Source organism: Methylobacterium sp. WCS2018Hpa-22 (assembly GCF_031843785.1).
Classification (GTDB): Bacteria; Pseudomonadota; Alphaproteobacteria; order Rhizobiales; family Beijerinckiaceae; genus Methylobacterium.
This window is the reverse complement of record NZ_JAVTJA010000017.1, coordinates 67348-87296: the sequence shown is the minus strand read 5'-3', so window position 1 is coordinate 87296 and position 19949 is coordinate 67348. Positions and strand designations below refer to the sequence as shown.

Sequence of the window (19949 nt, the reverse complement as noted above, 5' to 3'; positions counted from 1 at the left end):
GCTGTCGTGCTCCTCAAGCGATCCGTTGGGCAATGTCCGGAGGCGGTTGAGGGGCATCGGGGGCGATCCGGTAGGCAGCACGGAGGGCTACTTCAGCGGCATCGGCCTGGGCTTCTGTCCGCGCATGAATGATGCCGAGGAGATCGGCTGTATCTCCTGGGCGGGCGAGTGATGAGAAGCCGACTACCGGGTCGATATCGTCTTGTGGCCGGGTACGGCCGCCGCCGAGTGAAATAACAGCAAGCCCGAGTTTGCGAGTCTCTACCCGAGCGACTGTACCGGTCGTGGTCATCGTCACCCGGCGGATCACCGGTGCGACGGAGCAATATTGGTCGGTTTTTTCGATGAAGTCCGCAGGCCCCCCCAACTCAGCCAGCATCCGTCCGAAGATTTCGAGCGCCCGTCCGGAGTCGCGTGCCTGCTCGACCCTGCGGGATGCGTCGTCGAGATCCTTGGCAAGGCCGCCCAGCATCAGCATCTCGGCACAGAGCGCCACGGTTACGGCATGGAAGGCTGGTTCACAGGAGCGACCGGTGAGGTAATCCACCGCATAGGAGACTTCGAGGGCGTTGCCGGCGGAGGAGGCCAGGGGAGCGTCCATGTTAGTGATAAGCGCGACGGTTTTCAGCCCAGCGCCCTTGGCGACGGTAACGATGCTTTCCGCGAGAGCCTGTGCCTCCTTCGTCTCCGCCATGAACGCTCCGGAGCCCGTCTTCACATCCATCACGAGACCGTCGAGCCCGGCCGCGAGCTTCTTCGACAGGATCGATGCCGTAATCAAGTCGAGAGATTCCACCGTGCCGGTGACGTCGCGGATGGCGTAGAGCCGCCGGTCCGCTGGAGCTAGGTCGGCCGTCTGTCCGATGATGGCGCAACCGACGGAGCGGGTGACGCTGCGGAAACGATCGAGGCCGGGTGTCGCGTCGTAGCCGGGAATGCTCGCGAGCTTATCGAGGGTGCCGCCGGTATGGCCCAGGCCGCGGCCGGAGATCATCGGTACGTAACCACCGCAGGCAGCCACCATGGGTGCCAGAGCGAGGCTGACCGTATCGCCGACGCCGCCGGTGGAGTGCTTGTCGAGCACCGGGCCGGGCAAATCCCAATTCAGCACTGAACCCGAATGGGTCATCGCCCGCGTTAGGGCCACGCGCTCGGCCAGTGACAGGCCACGGAAAAACACAGCCATGGCGAAGGCAGCGGCCTGCCCCTCGGTCACCCGCCCATCGGCGAGACCGGAGATGAAGTCGGCGATCTCGGCATCAGCGAGAATGCGTCCATCCCGCTTGGCCCGGATCAGCTCCTGCGGCAGCATCAAGCGCGGCCTCCAAGGCTCGCAGTCAACGCGTCATGCAGGCTGCTCGCCCCGATGCGGAAAGTCTGCGGCTCGACCCAGCCCGGCCCCATGATCCGGTCGGCGATGGCGAGATACAGGGCGGCATCGGCCACGGTTCGCAATCCGCCCGAGACCTTAAATCCGACAGGGCGATCACTGTCCCGGATAGCGGCGAGCATCGCCTCCGCGGCCTCCGGCGTTGCGGAGATGACGCTCTTGCCCGTTGAGGTCTTGAGGAAATCCGCCCCCGCGGCGATGGCGAGGCGGCTTGCCTTGGTGACTTGGCCGATCCCCGGCATCGCTCCGGATTCGAGGATCACCTTGAGAATGGCGCGCCCTGCAATCTCCCGCACGGCCTCAATCATCCCTGCCGTAGTCCTCGTGTCACCGGCAAGGTACGCCCGATAGGGTAGGACGAGATCGATCTCATGCGCGCCGTCATGCAGCGCTTCGGCAGTATCCTCCACCGCGCGCTCGATATCCGTGCCTCCGGCTGGGAAGTTGATCACCGTGGCGATACGCACCGGAGTCCCGGCCAGCAACTCGACGCAGCGCCCGATATGCTGGGGCCAGACGCAGACAGCGGCGACACGGCTTGCCCGGGCCTTGCCGCAAAGCGTCGCTATGGCCTGATCCGAACAAGAATCGCCGAGATCGGTGAGATCGAGAAGGGGCAGCGCGCGTCGGGCAACGGCGGTTTCGGAATGATGGGGATCGTCGCTCATGCTCTTTCCTACAGCCGTGCGACGAACGCGTCGATGAGACGGGCGAGGTCGAACGCGGCAGCGGCGGCCGCGCGCTTGGTCTCGTCGTGGTGCGGATCGCCGTCTCCGATCCCGGCGGCAAGGTTCGTAACCACCGAGATGGCCGCGACCCGCAGGCCGAAGAAGCGGGCGAGGATCACCTCCGGAACTGTCGACATGCCCACCAGATCGGCGCCGAGGCGCCCCGCCATACGGATCTCGGCCGGAGTCTCGAAGCTTGGCCCCGAGAACCATGCATAGACTCCGTGATGCAAGGGAATCCCGCATTCCCTTGCCGCTTCGTGGAGGGTTTCGCGCGCAGCCGAATCATAGGCGCCGACAAGGGGGACGAAACGACCATCACCCGTCTCGCCGATCAGCGGATTGAGGCCCGACAAATTGATGTGGTCTGCGACAGCCACAAGGCTGCCCGGGCCCGCCTGCGCCATCAACGATCCAGACGCATTGGTGAGGAGTAGGAGCGGGACGCCAAGCGCCTTTGCGACCCCCAGAGGCACCTTCATGACGGCGGCGTTGCCGGTTTCGTAGGCGTGGCTCCGTCCTTCGAAAACCAGCACCCGTCGCCCGGAGAGGCGCCCAGCATGGAGGGTGCCGCCGTGACCGGTCACGCCAGGGGAGGGAAAGCCTGGAATCCCCGAATAGGCGAGGGAGATGCTGTCTTCGAGCTTGCCGGCGACCAGCCCGAGGCCAGTGCCGGTGACGATGGCGGCATCGTAGGGTCCGCCGAAACCGTGGCGACGCACCGTGTCGGCGGCGAGGGAGATGGCTGTGTCAGACATCGGCGCACGGCTTGGTGCGGTGCAGATTGTCCGGCCCGAAAGACTGAGGGAGTAGTGCCTCCAGGGTGAAGCTGTGTCGGATACCCTCCGGGCCGGCGATGTGGATCGGCGTTTCGGGGGGGGCGAACTCCCTGATGCGCTGGCGGCAGGCGCCGCATGGCGTCACCAGAATCGGGCCGTTGCCTGTGATGAGGATAGCGGCGATGGCGCGTCCGCCGGCCGCGATCATCGCGGCGATGGCGCCCGCCTCGGCGCAGGTGCCGACGGGATAGGCCGCGTTCTCAACGTTGCATCCGGCATGCAGGCGGCCGTGCTCGTCCCTCAGGGCGGCGCCGACGGGAAAGTTCGAATAAGGCGCGTAAGCGCGGGCTTTCGCCGCGCCGGCGGCATCGAACAGAGCAGCGAGATCCGCGTCGATCGTGTCCGCCATCGCATGGGGTCCGGTAGGAGGATTCGACGGCTGTTAGAACAGGAACGCGACCGGCCTGTCGAGCGCCATCGGACGTCATCAAGCGCCATCGACACGGCGTCGGCGCGATCCTAGAACGCTCCTTCGATGGTCGCACTTGAGAAGCGGGCGAGACATGCTGGGTCGGTTCGAACGCAAGGCCTCTGGCGAGGCGACGGTGGAGTACGGCGACGGCACCATGCGCGTCGTCAAGCCCGGAAGCTTCGTGCGCTGCGCGGTCACCGGCGAGCCGATCGCCCTCGACAATCTTCGTTACTGGAGTGCCGAGCTCCAGGAGGCTTACATCACGCCCGAAGCGGTGATGAAGCGTCTGGCTGAGCTCGGTCGTTCGGCGGGCTGAACGCCTCGACGACGCGTTTCACCTGCGCAAGCAGCCGGCTCTCGTCCGTGAACCGAAGGGTCACGCCGAGCGCCGTCACCCCCGCGGCGAAATCCGCGGGCAGGCGCACCATGTCCTTCTCCGTCGTTACCAGCATCGCGCCCAAAGCCTCGGCCCAAGCCGCGAGGCCGGCGACATCCGCGGCACGATAGGGGTGGTGATCCGGGAAGGACCGGGTCTCGACCAGGGTCGCTCCGGCCTCCACCAGCGTATCGAAGAATTTCCGCGGCCGCCCGATCCCGGCGAAGGCGAGCACGGGCTTTCCCGCAACCGCAGCGGGCACTGTCGGGACCAACTTGGCTCGATGGACCGGCAAGCCTCGCGATGCCGCCTCCGTCGCGAGGTCCTCGCCCCGGCCGCCATCGCCGATGACGACGAGGCCATGGACGTGACGCCATTGGCGCGAGAGCGGTGCGCGGAGAGGACCTGCCGGAAAAGCGAGGCCGTTGCCGATTCCGCTGACGGCGTCGACCACGGCGAGGGAAAGGTCCTTGGCGAGGCTCGGATTCTGGAGCCCGTCATCCATCACCACCACGCCGGCACCGAGAGCGCGGCAGAGTTCCACCCCGGCAGGCCGGTCGCGGGCCAGGATTGTTAAAGCGCTGCGGGCTAGCAGGAGCGGCTCGTCGCCGACATCCGCCGATCCATGCCGAGACGGATCGACGGCGATCGGCCCGGTCAGACGTCCGCCGTAGCCACGGGTCAGGAAGGCTGGCTTCAGGCCGATTTTCCGCAGCATCGCTGCCAGGGCGAGAGCGGTCGGGGTCTTGCCCGCGCCGCCAAGGGTGAAGTTGCCGACGCAGATGACGGGGCAGGCCGCCTTGTTGCCGGCGCGGTCCATGCGGGCGGCGACGCGCGATCCGTAGATTTCCCCGAGCGGCGCCAGCAATCGGCCGAGGGGATGGCCGGGCAAGTCCCAGAAAACCGGGGCTCGCATCAGGAGGCGATCAGGGCAGAGAGTTTCATCTGGGCGATGAATGGATCGAGGATCGCCAGGGTGCGTTCCACCGCCCCTTCGAACGGACGCAAGGCGGCGTTTCCGGCATCGGCCATGGCGCGGGACCGTCGGGGGTCGAGGAGGAGTGCGCCGACAGCCGCTGCCAGCTCCCCGGCATCCGCCACCATCAGGGCCCCGCCGGCCTCGTCCAGGGCGTGGTAGACCTGTGCGAAGTTCTGCACGTTCGGCCCATGCAGGATCGCCGCATCGAGACGGGTCGGTTCGATCGGATTCTGGCCGCCGCGTTGCGTCATGGAACCTCCAAGGAAGACCAGCGGCGCGAGGCGATAGAACAGACCCAATTCCCCGAGCGTATCGGCGACATAGACGTCGACGTTGCCGTGGGGGCGACCGCCGCGGGAGCGAAGCGTGCTTCGAAGCCCGAGGGCGGAGGCGCACGCCGCCACGTCCTCGCCGCGCTGGGGGTGACGCGGCACCACCACGGTGAGAAGATTCGGCACTCTCTCCTGCAAGGCGGCGTGAGCTTCGGCGATCGTGGCATCCTCGCCGGGATGCGTGCTGGCCGCGACCCAGACCGGACGGTCGCCGATGACGTCGCGCAGATAGGCGAGCTGCTGATCGTCTGCAGGGGGCACGGCCGAATCGTATTTCAGGTTGCCGGCGATGCTCACGCGCGGTGCGCCGAGCCTTTCGAAACGCTCGGCATCGTCCCTGGTCTGCGCGAGGCAGATTGCGATGCGCGAGAGCAGGGCTTCGGCGGTGCGCGGCGAGCGAACCCAGCCCTTGAACGACCGCTCCGACATGCGGCCGTTGACGAGGAGCAGCGGGATGCCGCGCCGGTGCAGGGCGATGACGGTGTTCGGCCAGATCTCCGATTCCGCCACCAGCGCCAGGTCCGGCTGCCAGTGATCGAGGAACCGTTCGATCCAGCGCGGCGCGTCGAGGGGCATGTACTGATGGACCGCGCCCGCGGGCAGGCGCCGCCCGATCAGTTCGGCGGCGCTGCGCGTCCCCGTCGTGACGAGGACGCTGAAGCCCCGGGCGATCATGCCGTCGACCAATCCGACGAGCGAGAGGGCCTCGCCCACGCTCGCTCCGTGCATCCAGACCAGGGACCCGCTCGGGCGGGCTCGTCCGGCAAGGCCGCGACGCTCAGGCAGGCGCCCGGGATCCTCCTTGCCCTGGCGGGAGCGCCAGGCCAGAAGGCCCGCCACCGCCGGTTCACCGACATAGAGGCCGAAGCGATAAGCCCGTAGAGCGATGGTGAGCGGGGGAGCCTTCACGAAAACGGCCCGAGGGCCAGGGACCCGGCCACCGGATCGACGACCCGGTCCGGGCGGCCGACGAGGGTGTAGGCCCGGTCGTGAACCCGGTTCATCTCGTTCTCCAGGCGCTGACGCAAGCGCTCCAAATCCTCCGGATCGACGTCGCGCGGGACGAGGACCGGTTCACCGAAGACCATGGCACCCCTGCCGAAGGGCAGCCCGAAACAGGCCTTGTCCCAGCTGTTGAAGCGCAGATGCCGGCTCGTGACGACCGCGACGGGAATGATCGGCCGACCGGAGAACCGCGCCAGTGTCAGGATGCCGAGATCGCAGCGGCGTGACACCTTCGGCACGTCGGCGCTGAAGGCGACGCTCTCGCCATCCTTCAAAGCCCGGATCATGGCGCGCAGGCCTTCCGCGCCGCCTTTCGCCTTGGCATCCCGCACGGCGCGTCCGCGTGCCCCGGAGGCCCGGATGACGCGGACACCCATTCGGGTGAGGGCGATGGTGTTGATGTTGCCATCCGCCGACCGCGAGATGATCGTCGCGATCCTGTCCTGCGGACGGCGCATGAACGAGATCATCGTATGCTGGCCGTGCCACATGCCGGCGATGAACGGCGATTTCCCGTCGAGCCAGCGGTGCGGCTCGGCCGGTTCGACCGTGAAGCGGTTCGTTGCGCGCACCAAGCGCAGATAGTGGAAGGCGACGAAGCCGAGGCTTTTCTGAACCGGTGGCGACCGGCCGACGCGTTTGAGTAGGCTCATACACTCGGTTCCGCGGGCCGGACGTTCGGCCCTTCGTCCGGTCGGCCCTCAGGGCGCACGCGCGGCCGGTTGCGTCGTCTGCGCATCCGCCGAACGGCGCTCGCTCGGGAGCATGGCCGGTCCCGCGTGGTCTAGCGCCGTTCGAATTACCGGCGCAACCTCGCCGGGGCGGGCCCGACCTCATCCGTTCGACGGAACGGCCATCATGTAGGGGAGGAAGCACCGTATCGGAGCGCCGACGCGGTCCTCTATGATGTGTGAGCTTGCGCCGTCGCGATCCTGGATTCGAACGCGCGAGCGACGATTTGCGAGGCTTGACGCGGCAGCCGCCAGTGGCGAAGGCGAGGCCCTCATCCGAAACGGAGACCGATGTTTCGCCTCGCCCATCTCACCGATCCGCATGTCGGCCCTATCGCACGTCCTCGCCTGCGCCAGCTTCTGGGCAAGCGCGCCACCGGCTATGTGAATTGGCGCCGCGGGCGCAGCCGACACCACGACATGGAGATCCTCGCGGCGCTGGTGGCCGATCTGCGGACACAGCCCCACGATCACATCGCCTGCACCGGCGACCTGTGCAACATCGGTCTGCCGAGTGAGTGGTCGACGGCTAGGGTCTTCCTCGAAGCACTCGGCGCTCCAGACGATGTGAGCTTCGTTCCGGGCAATCACGACGCCTATGTGCGCGGCTCGCTCGAAGGGCTGTTGAAGGCGTGCCGCGCCTGGACCTCCGGTGACGATGGCACCGACGGCATCTTCCCCTATCTCCGGCGCCGTGGACCGCTCGCCCTGATTGGGGTCTCGTCCGCGATTCCCACCAAGCCCTTCGTCGCCAGTGGGCGCCTCGGCTCGTCGCAGATCGAGTCTGTCGAGACCATTCTGAAACGCCTGGGCGCCGAGCCCGAACCACCGTTTCGCGTGGCGATGATCCATCATCCGCCGCAGCCAGGGGGGGCGTCGCCCGGGCGCGAATTGAAGGACGCGGATGCGTTTACGGCGATGATCGCGCGCGCCGGCGCGGACCTGATCCTGCACGGGCACAACCATGTGGGGAGCATCGCCTTCGTCGAAGGCCCCGGTGGTGCCGCCGTCCCGGTGGTCGGAGCGCCTTCGGCCTCGGCGGTGTCGCACGGCGGCACCTTGCACCGCCGCGCGAGCTATCATGTCTATACGGTCAGAAAGGCCGACAACCGTTACGTGATCGAAGCCAAGGAACGCGGGTTGACGGAAGCCGGGGCGATTGCCGACCTCCGGGTGTTGCAGTTGACGCGAAGATGACCGCTCACCCGCCGGCGATGCCAGATCAGGCCGTCAATCCCACCAGGGGGCGCTGGGCCTGGCGGGAGATGCTGGCCTGATACAGCTCTGCCTGAAGCCGCGTGAGGCCGCTCACGAGGGCCGTCGGACCCCGATAGACCGTATAGGTGCCATCATGGGTCGGTTTGACGTGAATCGTCTGGGACATGGACTGTCTCCCGGCCTCGAGGAATCGGTCGATTCTTTCTTTCGGAGTAGGTAGTGTTAATCGGGCGTTCATCCGCCGCAAGTGTGGCAGACGCCTACTTAGTCCACATTCGTCATTGCATCGCACTCCGACCCGAGCGGTGCTCACACACCTCCGGCACAAGAACACGTTCACGATCAACGACGGACAGCAGATTGGTGCGTCGCACAACGATACATATTTCGCGTCGGTAGCGCTCTGTGCTCAGGCCGATTTGGGCAGTGGCGAAAACTCTTACGGATCATGAGGGCGACCTGACAGCCCACCCTGCGCTGAGCAAGCTGCCGGGCGGACGCCGCGTCATATCGTTGCGGATGAAGCCGTGAGGGGATCACGTAGGCCGCTGCCGGCAAGGTGCGGTGATGGGCTGTCAGAACACAACTGGAAACGACATCGTCACCACCGTGCCGCGCTCGAACCGCGACGCGATCTCGAACTCGCCCGACCATCCCATGACGATCCCCTTGACGATGGCGAGGCCTAAGCCGGTGCCCTGACCCTCGGTCTTTGTGGTGAAGAAAGGATCGGTCGCACAGGCCGCGACTTCTTCGGACATGCCACACCCATCGTCGATCACCACGAGCTGAAGGCATGGCACCTCGGCAGGACCCGCGGTGAAGCGCCGGTTGCAACGGTCGACCCGCACCGTGATGCGCGATGCCTCGGCCTGCATGGCGTTCTGGACGAGATTGAGCAGGATCTGGGTGACCTCGCTCTCCGTGGCGAGAACCGGGCTCTCGGTATCCCGAATCGCGACATCGAGAGGCGGACGCAGCATTGGCTGGAGGAACGCGCAGGCATTCTCCACCTCATGGCCCAAGGGTATGGCTTCGGGTACCCTGCGCTCCTGTCTGACATAGGCCAGGATGTTGCGGATGACCCCGACCGCCTGATCGGTGCAGGCGAGGATGGTTTCGAGGTCTGCCCGCTCGGGCGCATTCGCCTCGAAATCCGCGAGCATGATCTCCGTCATGCCATGGACCGGCTGAAGCAGGTTATTCAGTTCGTGCGCCACCGAGCCGACCATCTGGCCGAGGGTCTCGAGGCGCTGACGCTCCCGTTCCGTCCGCTTGCTCTCTTCCTGCCGCTGCCGTTCAAGCAGTTCGAGCTTGCTCCCGAAGGCAATGGCCGCCGCGATGGCCAGGGCGCTCAGACGACGGGGCTGCGCGCGAGTGGTATCACCGCGCCCTGGCTACTCGATGAGGTGATGTATGGCTCAGCGTTCCGTATCTCCGTCGAGGCCGTGCTCGTGCCCGACCGTCAGCCCGGTGACACGGTCGTGCTCGACAACGTGCCGCCCAACAAGGTCGGCGGTATCCGCGCGCGAGCGCATCGAAGCGGCTTGCGCGCGGCTGCTCTATTCTCCAATCTGAAGCCGAGACTTCATCCGATCGAGCGGGCTTTTGCCAAGCTCAAGGCCCTGCTACGCACCGAGGCGGCTCGCATCATCCCCAACCTGCGGGACGCCATTAGACCCGCGCTGACACGCTTCCAGCCAACCGGGTGCCGCAACTATCCCGCCGCCGCGGGATACCACGCAAGCTCCGATGCCGCTCTAACTCGCAAGAATTTCAGAAATCTCAAGCGCAGCTGAGGTTACTTCCTCGCCATAGCTGAGAAAGCGTTTGGTATACTTTCCTTGAGTATTATAGTTCTGTACGAGCGCCGATATAGAATCAACATTGAACTGGTTGAGTCTATTCAAAGGAAAATGAAAGTCTTCCAATCCTTCTTCAGTCAGTTGGAGGCATGTTTTATCATCAGATCGGTCCTGCCGAAGGGCATCGATGCTGAAAACTGGAACATCCGAGGCCATAGCGAAAACAAGAGGATGGTATCGCCCCAACGAGAAAACAGCTTTGGAATGAGATATGATGGATTTAACTTTCTTGGGCTCGAAATACATTTTCCCAAGCATATGAGAGTCCAGACCAAGACGCTTAGTCATATTCTCATCTGAACCATCAAACGGTATAATAACAATATCAAGTGCATTTTTACTTGCGTAGCCCTGAATTGTTTCAAACGTTTTCAAGGTCAAATCTCGATCCTTGTTTGTATCGCTACGTATTACGACAACGACATAATCTCTATGAGGAACGAAATTTGCCGGCTCCACGGGTAAAGCAAAAGCCCAATCAGGGAGATACCTAGCCTTAACTCCAATCTTACTGCACATAGCAATAGAATGCCTATGTCGAACACTAAACCAATCTGCTGCTGCAAGAAAATTTCTTGAAACCTGATTAAAACTTTCGTCCGAATCTTTGTAAAACTCTCCCGTTATATGAACGCCGGCATGAATAATTTTTTTATTGTTTCGCCAAGCAAACATATACTGGTCCCAGCCGAACCCCAGACCTAGCCCCCCACCTCCTAAGATCATGCCCACCGTTTCCCGGTTTGCCAGTAGACCTCTATGAAGACTGCCACAAACTTCTGACGATTTATAAGGGAACACCCCCTGCTTCTGAAGGCTCAGAGCGCTTTCAAGCTTATTGACCGACACCACTATTTGGAACGCAGATGAATAAAACCCATGCATCGTCTGAAGCAAGGCTTCATCCCCGCAATTTCCATTTCCGTAATAGCCACGGATAACTAGCTTCTTCATGTTAATTCCAAACTTCACGCCAAAGACTTCAGTAGAAAAGAAGCTTTTCTACTAGTGTTGGTTGGCAATGGCTCGCATCTTCTGGGAGCTCTGATCAATCATGGCTTTATATTCGTTGAATCTTCCGTCGGTAAGTGCACCGGCCATCTCGTGGGTCGTCCGCATGAGTCGCTCTGACGTAAAGTCCACAAAATTTCCTTGATGGAAAATGCTATCACCGAAACCCTCCTCTCTTAACAGAAGGCTGGTTTTATGTTTCGATTCCTTTGCGTACCAGTAATCGACGGAAAAAGTAGGGACATGTTCTGATAGTCCAAAAACAATAGGATGGAACCGTCCAAAGGATACTACTGCAAGTGCTTTGGAAATAAGGTACTTCGCCTTCTCGGGCGAAAAGTACAAATCGGGAACGTTTAAATCGCTGAATCCAAGCATCTTAGTTAGCATAGCATCGCCCTTATCGAAGGGCAGGACGACCATCTTTGCACCGAGAGCATCGATAAATCTTTGCATCTCGAAGAGCCACGGCTTGATAAGCTCAGCATCATTCGGAGGCCTTCGCCGAAACGTCACCACAACATACTTTTCAGGAACGGGAGGACTCCAAACTTCTGACTCAAGACCGAAAGCCCAATCAGGTAAGAATTCACCAGGTATATCGTATTTATTCAACGACTCTAGGGAAAACTTGTCTCGAACAGTTGTCATATTCGCCAAGAGAAGCATTGAACGTGTAGCTTGCAGGAAATCCTTATCTTTGCCTTCAAAAAAATCGTCGTGAATGTGAACGCCAGAATGAATGAATGCTTTCCCTGCTCTTCTTGCACAGATTAACTGGTCATACCCGAAACCCAGGCCCAATCCGCCCCCACCCAGGAAGAAGGTCGAAACTTCTGGACTCATAACTTTTCCGCGAGCTAAACTTGAAATGATAGTATGTTGTGAGTATGGAAAACGCTTCCGCCAATCGTCCTTAGGTGTTCCTGGAGTGTTGACGGAAATTTTGTAGTTAAATTCTTGCCCTAAGTGGCTAAGAATGGATCTTAGCAAAGCTTCATCGCCCATATTTCCTTTGCCATAAAATCCCCGTAAGACTATGGTTCTTGAATTTTTTACAGTTTCGTCCGGGCTCAGCATGTTTCTAGCCTTCAAGTTCTAGGTCTGATAGCAACAAATTGGACATCATGCTCCGCCAGCGGGAAAGCGCTGACGGCTACAATGCAGCATGCATACATTACCAGTCCTACCAATCGCTGGCATAATTTGCAAATTCATCGGGAATGTGTTCGACGCTAAAAATCTCCTGTTGAATCCTGCGGCGTGACAGAATTACAAAAACTTCATTCGAGAAGTAAACTCGCCAATGCTTCGGTGGAGCTTTAGACAGGATCGCGGCATAAGACTCAAATTTTCCCTTATGGATAACGATAAAGTTGACGTTAATAGGAGATGTCGCCGCATCGACCGAAATTGCCCTCGGCGAAATTTCACTCATCTCTTTTGGTACGATTGCTCGACCATTGGGTGACTGTTCAACGGCGCGCCAAGCTTCTTCCCAAAACTGGTCTGGTAATCGAGCGCGCCGTTCCGAGACATTATTATGTCCTCCAAAATTTAATCGGCTAGTGCCTTTTCTTATTAAAGACCAGGGCTCGGGAAGAATGCCAAGAGGTACACCAAGCTCCTCTGCGTGCTTGAACGGCGCTCTCCAAAAATCACTTTCAAGTGTTTCTCCCGCATACTCTTCACCGAAGACAAGCAAAAATAGTGCGTCCATTACCTCGGTATTATCGATGTTAAGAGAAGCACTGTGCTCGAGCTCGCGTATGAGTTCATACGGTGCGTAATATATTGGTCGATAGCTCGAAGGTAGTGATTTACCACGTACGAATAGATCATTTATTCCGTACGTAGTTTCGAGATGCGCTTTCGAAATGTTGGAAACATTTAAATAATAGAAATTAATGGGGCTCATGAAACTTGTCAGGGCATTATGCGATTCAGAAATCATCTCCAGATATTCTATGCTGTCGATGATGTCGGTTTCCGTGTCGTCCATACCGACAATGACGATGCCAGCTGCCGCTTCCCTGTCTACAACGTTCTTAAGAATGGCTCGGCGGTCGCTTCCTTTGATATCAGACCAATAGTTTTTGTAGTTGTCGTTGTGCATGACATCATAGAATATTTGTTCGATCGCAAGCGTGAATTCTTCGTTTGTCAAACATGCGAACTCAGTTCGAAAGAAATGTGTCCTTCCGCGGAAATGTCGAGGATCAGGCCTCCGGGGTGTAAGCTCGGTGCCAACCCTGCGAGGGAAAACCGAGATAAGTGATTGGATCCATTTTAGGCGATCATCGAGATCGTCATTTGGGTAGCCACTAGCTGCCAGGACACTTAGAATTTCATCAGCACGAAGACCGGCAACCCGGTACAAATATGTGATCACGTATTTGGCGGGTAGGGCTGTCAGTACCTGTGCAGAAGCTATATTCCCGCTCCGTTGGGCAAAGCCCCGTTGACTGCCGTAGGCATCCTTCAAAGCTTCGAGCTTGGAATAGATAATTTCAGGGTATGTATACAATGAAGGTTTCAGCGTTTTAAGTACGATTTCTGCCAAGCGCCTGACCATCTTAAGATTGGCATCGACTTGCAGATCCATCTTGACTGCTTTTGATATCGCACGAGTAAGCGCTGTTTTATCGCGTGCATCTAAGGACGTGTTCACAGAAATATTATCGCTAATTCTATCGAGACTACTGGCTATAAATTGATTCGAGGAAGCGAGCACGAGATATTCATCTGGCCTTGCCGAGCTGCTTATGTTTCGATCACGACTCAACCGAAATTCAACCTTACCGGATTTGGGTAGAGAGGACAGATTATTGCTGATCCAATCATGATCTACGCCGTTTGTAACAGGTTGAGACAAACTAGATACAATCTCAATCTCCGCCATATCTTCGGAAGATTTACTGGTTCTCATGAGCAAATCTGAAAGAATTAGTTTGTGTCCAGACTCTCTGAAGTTCCTCTTACGATACGCAGTGAACTCGCTTGTCGGAATCGAATGAAGGTCCTGGAGAAACCTCTGATAAACTAACCGCATATCGTTATGCTTGACGAAGTTTGCTGCTCTTTCAGCGGCAGTCTGCCATAGATCAGAATCGGTAGTTAGAGATTGGATCATTTCATGCATTGAATCTTCATCGCATAAAATCAAGGCATCACTGCAATCTTCAAATTGCGGGACACACGAGGCAATGACAGGAATTCCCAAATTCAAAAGAAATCTGACAGATCCACTGGTTGCCGAATGTTTGATTGGATCTTGTGCAACAGCGGCAATTGTCGCTGTCTTCAACCTATTGAGCAAAACGTCTTCTTCACAGAAGTCAGAGAATATCGTCGCATCCACTCCCTTCTGGCGGGCATGATTTTTGAGATCGTTGACAAGACTCTGGTCGTGTGTTGCAAAATTTCCGATAAATTTGACGCCCGCGCGAGAGCAAATATCGATCAGCTTTATTGGACGTTTGTTCGGAGACAACAGGCCAAAGCTCGCCATCGTTCTTGGGATTTCGGCTTGCGTACTGTCATCCTGTGTAACATGACTTGAAATATTGAGTCCATCGTATGTAAATATTCCGTGCTCTAAATATGGAATTCCGAGATCAAAACAGCCTTGAGCATTGAGGTGGAAAATCGGAATTGACGAACTAAATAACTGCATATTTGTCATATTTAGAACGTGATCTTTTACAACTATCGTGTGCATGATTATCGCTGCACGGGAAAATGTATTATAGGAAAGATATTTTTCTACAGTTGAGATGACAGCGGATGTTGTTTCACCTGCACCGAGGTGTGACAAATGATCAAAAAGTCCATATTCATGTTGAATCAGAATTGTTTTAAAAATAGGCTGATTCGGCTCCATCAAAGTCTCAGCCTTAGTCATCAACGCATATTCAACGCCTAGACGTTTAAGCGACTCTGCAACGTAACTTGAGTATCGCGCAATCCCGCACGCTTTACCTAATGAAGGACAAATGATAGCTACAGGACCAACTACGGTTTGACTGTATTCGCTCACCTTAAAAGCCTCCTATTTGGTTCTATATACTTCATAGATTGCGAGTTTAGTACAAAATCTGACTAAGCGTCCAAAATTTATTGACAGCAATTCTTGCTATGATTTGGATAATATCCAGGGGTTCCCATGCTTATTAGAAATATATTTCATAATCTCGCTCCTCGTAAGCATCATTATTATATCCCCTTCGAGAAATCTGTTCGCAGTTTCGTGACTTTTATTCCGATCGTTCCTTGAGCGCAATTTTTTTGTGGCAGCGATGGCGCGTCTGAAAGCTTGCCTTTCTGTGCGTCTCACCCGCAGAAGAATTGCCTCCGCCGATCGCTCGCGCAGCGTGTTTTCTTCCTTCATCGAGATGAAGGCGCGCATGATGTTCCAACGGTCGAGGTGGGGGCAATGCCTTCGTGCTCGTCCTCGCTTTTTGTGAACCATTGTGGTGTCGCTGTCCGATAGAGTCTCAGGCTGTTAAGCGCCTGCTTACTTCGGAGTGAGCGCATCGAGCATTGGCTGCGCGTTGGAACGTGTTCAGCTTAATAGTTGAGTCGCACTGAATCAAAGGGTATGCCAGCCAGATCCTGACGGGCTGCGAGAGCAGCCCCTGCCTTATTTCGTGAATTGCGGAATTGGTTGATTGAGCAAGGTATCCCTGCCGGTACAGGTCGTCCATTAAGCTTCTTCTTGCGTAACGTATCATCCAAAGAGCGGCACTAAGGGAAGGCTAAGTGCACGCGACTTGTGCGATGCGCCTACGAGCTGCTGATGCTCCGACTCAGGGCTTCGGTTATAGGGGCGTTTGTCACTTCCCGTGCATTTTTATGGAACGTAGCCGCCGTAAGTGGCATCGGCAGTATAGGCCTTGGTCAAGCTGGATGGGGGAGCGGAGAGGTGCTTGACGATGGCTTCCGACACCTGGGGTACTTCTTCACCCCCTGCGATGGTACGCTTCGAGGTAGAAGGGCCGCAACGAGGCCCAGGCGATGCACGTCACAGCGCGTAGCCGTGCAAACGTGTCCCGGAGCGCCCCTCGAGGTGATTGAGGCTGATTTCTTCCGTAAGCTGCTTGGGCCTCTGCCCGCCGCCCGAACGCGCCTTGATCTTGCCGGTTAACGCGCTGCGTGCCGTGTCGAATGGCAGGTTGTGGAGGTAGTACTTGCGCTTACCGGATGAGTGTCATTCGCCCACCAGCCAGACCTTTGCTCTCAGTAGATGTCGGTTGTTGCACCAAGCTGGACCATTGCCGGCTCACAGTGGAGGGCAGCGAACCGATCTGAGAGATCCCCCTTGGTGCCCTCGCACTACGCCACAAGCTGCTCAAGCGGCTCATTCAGCATCGCCTCAGCTCGCTACGGCTAGCGGTCAGATCTGGGCTGACGGGCAAAAGCGGCCAATCGGAAACGTAGGCTCTCTGGTTCTCCACGACGCCCACCGCCCAGCGAAGGCCCCACGCATTGTGGCCGTGGCGGAAGTCAGCGCTGACGCGGTAGCCTGCATCAGCCAGCACTATGTTGAAGCCCAGCCCCTCCGCCCTAGGTCGTGAACTTAAAATGGGTTGTGGATCAAGGCGAGGATTATCGGGTCTCCCGCCCTTGGATGGAAGTGCCGATGGCTCGGTTTGATCTGACGGATGCGGAATCGGCGGTGATCGAGTCGGTCCTGCCGGCAGACACACGCGGTGTCGAGCGGGTGGACGACCGGCGTGTGCTCAATGGCATCTATTGGCGTTTGCGTACGGGCGCGTCCTGGGCCGATATCCCAGCGCGGTATGGACCTCAAACGGCCTGTGGCCATCGTTTCCGGTATTGGCGCAAGGCCAGGGTGTGGGATCGACGGCGCGATGCCGTGTCAAAGGCTTCCGACGGCGACATTCGGCTGACCAACTCCACCAGTGTGCAGGTGCATCAGCATTCTGCCACCGCTAAACAAAGACGGCCGATCCGGTTGCATCGGTCGCCTCATCCTGAGGCTCTCGAAGGTCGTGGCGGCCCGACCACCAAGATCCCAGCTCTAGTCGAAGCCGAGGGCCGCCCCATCGCTCTCAAGCAGACCGGGGGGCAGACCCATGATAGTCGCTCTACGGACGAAATGCATGGCGCGATTGGTCCCGGTCAGACCCTGCTCGGTCACCTGAACTATGACAGCGACGAACGGCGAGACCGTTTGGCGAAACAGGGAGCGTAGGCCAAAGTCCGGCCGATGCCCAACGGCAAGAACGTCCCGGCTTTCAGCTCATTCTTGTGCCGGTACCGCAAACTCGTCGAACGCTTCTTCGACAAGATCAAACACTTCAGAGCAATAGCTACCCACTACGACAAGGATTCGTCCAACTATCTCGCCAGCGTCAAATCCGCCGCCCTCTGTATCTGGCTGCAATCTTGTGTGCCTACGACCTCGACTTCGACGCTCATCCGACCTCGTAAACTCGGTACTCGGATGGACTTCTAGAACTTGCCCGGCTTGAAGGTCTAAGTGGTGCACGAGGAACGCGACTCGTGTGAGCACAGGTCCTATCCCTCAAACTTGTCTGTTGCAGCTGAGCTTGAGCAATTTGTAAGGCTGATAACTGCACGGGCAACGGCTAACAATAGCCTGTGTCACCTCAGTCAACCGACCTCACCGCAACATGTCAAAATTGCAACGACCAGTAACACCCGCTGGCGCTCCCAAGGGGAATCGAACCCCTGTTTTCGCCGTGAGAGGGCGACGTCCTAGACCGCTAGACGATGGGAGCTTTCCGGGCGGCTGGCGATCGTATAGCGACGGTCGAGCGGGGGAGCAAGGCCTCCCGAGCGCTTAAATTTCATCGGCATCGAAAGAGATCATATCGTGCAAGAACCGCAGGACCGCCGTGTCGTCCTCGACCTGGACGCAGAGGCGGAGCGCATCGACAGGGCGCTCGCCCGCGCGCTGCCGGACGTGTCGCGTTCGCGATTGCAGGAGCTGATCCGTACCGGTCAGGTGAGCAAGGATGGAATCGTCGTGCTGGACCTCTCCCTGAAGGTCAGCGGAGGTGCCGTCCTCGACGTGACGATTCCTGCGCCGGTGGATGCGACGCCAATGGCGGAGGCCCTCGATCTCGCTATCGTTCACGAGGACGACGACCTGATCGTCATCGACAAGCCGGCGGGGCTGGTGGTTCACCCGGCGCCCGGTCACGATGCTGGAACCCTTGTGAATGGCCTCATCGCTCATTGCGGCGAGAGCCTGTCGGGGATCGGCGGTGTACGGAGGCCTGGTATCGTGCACCGGCTCGACAAGGACACGAGCGGTCTCCTCGTCGTCGCCAAGAACGATCTGGCCCATAAGGGGCTCACGGCGCAGTTTGCCGACCATGGCCGTAACGGACCGTTGGAGCGTGCGTATCTCGCCCTGACCTGGGGAGCGCCGGAGCCCCGGCTGGGCACGATCGATGTCGAGCTCGCGCGCAGCCAGCGCAATCGCGAGAAGATCGCCGTCATGCGCCCGGGGGAGGGCCGTACAGCCATCACCCATTACGTTGTCGAGGAGATCCTGGATGCGGGCGCCGAAGTCGCTCTCGTCCGTTGCCGGCTCGAGACCGGACGGACGCATCAGATCCGCGTCCATCTCAGTCATCGCGGCCATCCGCTTCTCGGCGATACGGTCTATGGCAACGCCTTCAAGACCAAGGCCGGCCGACTCGGCGAAGCGGCGCGGGCCAAGCTCGAAGCTTTGGGTCGGCAGGCGCTTCACGCTGCCATATTGGGTTTCGAGCACCCACGCACCGGCGAGGTGCTGCGGTTCGAAAGCCCGATCCCGCCGGATATGGCTGCCCTCATCGCTGCCTTGCGGGGACCATCGAAGCCTTGAGGAGCCGAGCAGCGACCCCAGGTATTCGGACGGAATCGTCGATTCCCGTCACTGTTGCGGAGTTGCGCCTGTCAAGGATGGCCGGCAAACAGGTGTGCGGGCGCACCCCGGCCCGCGGCCTTTCGTGTCACCTTCGAGCCATCGGCTCACTGGCGCGTTGTTAGCCACGTTCGAGTCACGGACCGCTACCGTACCGTTTTCTTTCCGGGTAGGCTCGGGGAGTGGGACGGTCGGCTCATAGAGCGGCGGTTCGTTTCTGGTCTGCCCGGATGGGGGACCTTGTAGGGAGAGATGACTATGGCAGGCGCACTACCCGTGCTCGCCACCGAAGGTGGACTTTCGCGCTACCTCGATGAGATCCGCAAGTTTCCGATGCTCGAGCCGAACGAGGAGTTCACGCTTGCCAAGAGCTGGCGTGAAAAGGGCGACCGCGATGCGGCGCACCGGCTCGTGACATCGCATCTCCGACTCGTGGCCAAGATCGCCATGGGTTACCGTGGTTATGGCCTTCCCATCGGCGAAGTCGTGTCCGAAGGGAATGTCGGCCTCATGCAAGCGGTCAAGCGGTTCGAGCCGGACAAGGGCTTCCGACTCGCCACCTATGCTATGTGGTGGATCAAGGCTGCGATCCAAGAGTACATTCTACGCTCTTGGTCGCTGGTGAAGATGGGCACCACCGCAAACCAGAAGAAGCTGTTCTTCAACCTCCGTAAGGCCAAGGGCAAGATCTCCGCCCTGGATGAAGGGGATCTGAAACCCGATCAGGTGGCTCAGATCGCGGTCAAGCTCGGCGTGCCCGAGCAGGACGTAATCGACATGAATCGCCGCCTGTCCGGCGATACCTCCCTCAACGCTCCCCTCCGCGAGGAAGGTGAGGGCGAGTGGCAGGATTGGCTGGTGGACAACAGCCCGAGTCAGGAAACCGTGCTCGCCCGCGAGGAAGAGGGCCAGAACCGGCTGACCGCCTTGCGCGATGCGCTGTCGGTCCTGAACCCGCGTGAGCGTCGCATCTTCGAGGCGCGCCGACTGGCAGACGACCCGATCACCCTCGAAGACCTGTCAGGCGAGTTTGGAGTCTCGCGCGAGCGCGTCCGACAGATCGAGGTTCGAGCCTTTGAGAAGATCCAGGAGGCGGTGAAACGCAACCTCGCTACTCGCGAGGCCCCGCGGGCGGCAGCTCACGCCTGAAGTTTCCTCCG

At 59.2% G+C, this 19949-nt stretch carries 18 protein-coding genes, 1 tRNA gene and 1 pseudogene; 6 read left to right on the top strand and 14 right to left on the bottom strand.

The genetic code is table 11. From position 1 onward, the window contains the following. Positions 1 to 13 precede the first annotated feature (13 nt). Genes deoA through cdd form a run of 4 tightly spaced genes read right to left on the bottom strand, consistent with a single transcriptional unit; the run spans position 14 to position 3306 of the window. Entirely contained in the window at positions 14 to 1312 is a 1299-nt protein-coding gene (gene deoA, locus RQI43_RS20460) for a thymidine phosphorylase (protein ID WP_311276411.1), read from the bottom strand. Then, positions 1312 to 2058 (bottom strand): deoxyribose-phosphate aldolase, encoded by a 747-nt coding sequence (gene deoC, locus RQI43_RS20455; RefSeq protein ID WP_311276410.1) that lies wholly within the window; start codon positions 2056 to 2058, stop codon positions 1312 to 1314. The genes deoA and deoC overlap by 1 nt, the downstream gene beginning before the upstream one ends. An 8-nt stretch (positions 2059 to 2066) precedes the next feature. Then, positions 2067 to 2876: a purine-nucleoside phosphorylase gene (locus tag RQI43_RS20450; RefSeq protein ID WP_311276409.1), complete on the bottom strand. Its 810-nt coding sequence runs from the start codon at positions 2874 to 2876 to the stop codon at positions 2067 to 2069. Then, a complete protein-coding gene (gene cdd / locus RQI43_RS20445) occupies positions 2869 to 3306 on the bottom strand; it encodes a cytidine deaminase (RefSeq protein WP_311276408.1) in 438 nt (145 codons plus the stop codon). The genes RQI43_RS20450 and cdd overlap by 8 nt, the downstream gene beginning before the upstream one ends. A 154-nt stretch (positions 3307 to 3460) precedes the next feature. On the opposite strand from cdd, the gene RQI43_RS20440 reads away from it, so the two are divergent. Continuing rightward, positions 3461 to 3685: a DUF2093 domain-containing protein gene (locus RQI43_RS20440; protein WP_056429621.1), complete on the top strand. Its 225-nt coding sequence runs from the start codon at positions 3461 to 3463 to the stop codon at positions 3683 to 3685. On the opposite strand, the gene lpxK is transcribed toward RQI43_RS20440, so the two are convergent. Genes lpxK through RQI43_RS20425 form a run of 3 tightly spaced genes read right to left on the bottom strand, consistent with a single transcriptional unit; the run spans position 3630 to position 6714 of the window. Beyond that, entirely contained in the window at positions 3630 to 4661 is a 1032-nt protein-coding gene (gene lpxK / locus RQI43_RS20435) for a tetraacyldisaccharide 4'-kinase (protein WP_311276407.1), read from the bottom strand. The genes RQI43_RS20440 and lpxK overlap by 56 nt on opposite strands. Continuing rightward, complete coding sequence (locus RQI43_RS20430) at positions 4661 to 5965, bottom strand: 3-deoxy-D-manno-octulosonic acid transferase (protein ID WP_311276406.1); 1305 nt, start codon at positions 5963 to 5965, stop codon at positions 4661 to 4663. Before RQI43_RS20430 ends, lpxK begins: the two co-directional genes overlap by 1 nt. Then, the gene (locus RQI43_RS20425) at positions 5962 to 6714 is read right to left on the bottom strand and encodes a lysophospholipid acyltransferase family protein (RefSeq protein ID WP_311276405.1); all 753 of its coding nucleotides are present in this window, start codon (positions 6712 to 6714) and stop codon (positions 5962 to 5964) included. Before RQI43_RS20425 ends, RQI43_RS20430 begins: the two co-directional genes overlap by 4 nt. A 369-nt stretch (positions 6715 to 7083) precedes the next feature. Between RQI43_RS20425 and RQI43_RS20420 the strand changes: the two genes are divergently transcribed. Then, entirely contained in the window at positions 7084 to 7989 is a 906-nt protein-coding gene (locus RQI43_RS20420) for a metallophosphoesterase (RefSeq protein WP_311276404.1), read from the top strand. A gap of 25 nt (positions 7990 to 8014) precedes the next feature. Here RQI43_RS20420 and RQI43_RS20415 read toward each other — a convergent pair whose 3' ends face one another. Next, positions 8015 to 8176 carry a hypothetical protein gene (locus tag RQI43_RS20415; protein ID WP_200919205.1) on the bottom strand — a complete coding sequence of 54 codons (162 nt, stop codon included), beginning with the start codon at positions 8174 to 8176 and terminating at the stop codon, positions 8015 to 8017. A 409-nt stretch (positions 8177 to 8585) separates the two neighbouring features. Beyond that, positions 8586 to 9242: a HAMP domain-containing sensor histidine kinase gene (locus RQI43_RS20410; protein ID WP_311276403.1), complete on the bottom strand. Its 657-nt coding sequence runs from the start codon at positions 9240 to 9242 to the stop codon at positions 8586 to 8588. Between RQI43_RS20410 and RQI43_RS20405 the strand changes: the two genes are divergently transcribed. Continuing rightward, complete coding sequence (locus RQI43_RS20405; protein ID WP_311276402.1) at positions 9192 to 9809, top strand: hypothetical protein; 618 nt, start codon at positions 9192 to 9194, stop codon at positions 9807 to 9809. The two genes, RQI43_RS20410 and RQI43_RS20405, sit on opposite strands and share 51 nt — an antisense overlap. Here RQI43_RS20405 and RQI43_RS20400 read toward each other — a convergent pair. The 4 genes from RQI43_RS20400 to RQI43_RS24595 form a co-directional block, all read right to left on the bottom strand. Further along, positions 9771 to 10829, bottom strand: coding sequence for a polysaccharide pyruvyl transferase family protein (locus tag RQI43_RS20400; protein WP_311276401.1), 1059 nt, complete (start codon positions 10827 to 10829; stop codon positions 9771 to 9773). The two genes, RQI43_RS20405 and RQI43_RS20400, sit on opposite strands and share 39 nt — an antisense overlap. A 51-nt stretch (positions 10830 to 10880) precedes the next feature. Continuing rightward, positions 10881 to 11966 carry a polysaccharide pyruvyl transferase family protein gene (locus tag RQI43_RS20395; protein ID WP_311276400.1) on the bottom strand — a complete coding sequence of 362 codons (1086 nt, stop codon included), beginning with the start codon at positions 11964 to 11966 and terminating at the stop codon, positions 10881 to 10883. A gap of 106 nt (positions 11967 to 12072) precedes the next feature. Beyond that, positions 12073 to 14925: a hypothetical protein gene (locus RQI43_RS20390; protein ID WP_311276399.1), complete on the bottom strand. Its 2853-nt coding sequence runs from the start codon at positions 14923 to 14925 to the stop codon at positions 12073 to 12075. 1324 nt (positions 14926 to 16249) lie between these two features. Then, entirely contained in the window at positions 16250 to 16594 is a 345-nt protein-coding gene (locus RQI43_RS24595; protein WP_405030672.1) for a transposase, read from the bottom strand. On the opposite strand from RQI43_RS24595, the pseudogene RQI43_RS20380 reads away from it, so the two are divergent. Further along, positions 16528 to 17367, top strand: a pseudogene (locus tag RQI43_RS20380) (IS5 family transposase). The gene RQI43_RS24595 and the pseudogene RQI43_RS20380 overlap by 67 nt on opposite strands. A gap of 210 nt (positions 17368 to 17577) precedes the next feature. Here the strand turns inward: RQI43_RS20380 and RQI43_RS20375 are convergent. After that, positions 17578 to 17653, bottom strand: a tRNA-Glu gene (locus RQI43_RS20375). 95 nt (positions 17654 to 17748) lie between these two features. Between RQI43_RS20375 and RQI43_RS20370 the strand changes: the two genes are divergently transcribed. Both RQI43_RS20370 and rpoH read left to right on the top strand, forming a co-directional pair. Next, positions 17749 to 18750 (top strand): RluA family pseudouridine synthase, encoded by a 1002-nt coding sequence (locus RQI43_RS20370; protein ID WP_311276398.1) that lies wholly within the window; start codon positions 17749 to 17751, stop codon positions 18748 to 18750. Positions 18751 to 19047: 297 nt separating this feature from the next. Then, positions 19048 to 19938: an RNA polymerase sigma factor RpoH gene (gene rpoH, locus RQI43_RS20365; protein WP_207411627.1), complete on the top strand. Its 891-nt coding sequence runs from the start codon at positions 19048 to 19050 to the stop codon at positions 19936 to 19938. The last annotated feature ends 11 nt before the right edge of the window (positions 19939 to 19949 follow it).

What these genes read in the sequence shown, in the direction of transcription:
- deoA (WP_311276411.1), bottom strand. Translation starts at nt 1,312, where the DNA reads ATGCTGCCGCAGGAGCTGATCCGGGCCAAGCGGGATGGACGCATTCTC.
- deoC (WP_311276410.1), bottom strand. Translation starts at nt 2,058, where the DNA reads ATGAGCGACGATCCCCATCATTCCGAAACCGCCGTTGCCCGACGCGCG.
- RQI43_RS20450 (WP_311276409.1), bottom strand. Translation starts at nt 2,876, where the DNA reads ATGTCTGACACAGCCATCTCCCTCGCCGCCGACACGGTGCGTCGCCAC.
- cdd (WP_311276408.1), bottom strand. Translation starts at nt 3,306, where the DNA reads ATGGCGGACACGATCGACGCGGATCTCGCTGCTCTGTTCGATGCCGCC.
- RQI43_RS20440 (WP_056429621.1), top strand. Translation starts at nt 3,461, where the DNA reads ATGCTGGGTCGGTTCGAACGCAAGGCCTCTGGCGAGGCGACGGTGGAG.
- lpxK (WP_311276407.1), bottom strand. Translation starts at nt 4,661, where the DNA reads ATGCGAGCCCCGGTTTTCTGGGACTTGCCCGGCCATCCCCTCGGCCGA.
- RQI43_RS20425 (WP_311276405.1), bottom strand. Translation starts at nt 6,714, where the DNA reads ATGAGCCTACTCAAACGCGTCGGCCGGTCGCCACCGGTTCAGAAAAGC.
- RQI43_RS20420 (WP_311276404.1), top strand. Translation starts at nt 7,084, where the DNA reads ATGTTTCGCCTCGCCCATCTCACCGATCCGCATGTCGGCCCTATCGCA.
- RQI43_RS20415 (WP_200919205.1), bottom strand. Translation starts at nt 8,176, where the DNA reads ATGTCCCAGACGATTCACGTCAAACCGACCCATGATGGCACCTATACG.
- RQI43_RS20405 (WP_311276402.1), top strand. Translation starts at nt 9,192, where the DNA reads ATGGACCGGCTGAAGCAGGTTATTCAGTTCGTGCGCCACCGAGCCGAC.
- RQI43_RS20410 (WP_311276403.1), bottom strand. Translation starts at nt 9,242, where the DNA reads ATGGTCGGCTCGGTGGCGCACGAACTGAATAACCTGCTTCAGCCGGTC.
- RQI43_RS20400 (WP_311276401.1), bottom strand. Translation starts at nt 10,829, where the DNA reads ATGAAGAAGCTAGTTATCCGTGGCTATTACGGAAATGGAAATTGCGGG.
- RQI43_RS20395 (WP_311276400.1), bottom strand. Translation starts at nt 11,966, where the DNA reads ATGCTGAGCCCGGACGAAACTGTAAAAAATTCAAGAACCATAGTCTTA.
- rpoH (WP_207411627.1), top strand. Translation starts at nt 19,048, where the DNA reads ATGGCAGGCGCACTACCCGTGCTCGCCACCGAAGGTGGACTTTCGCGC.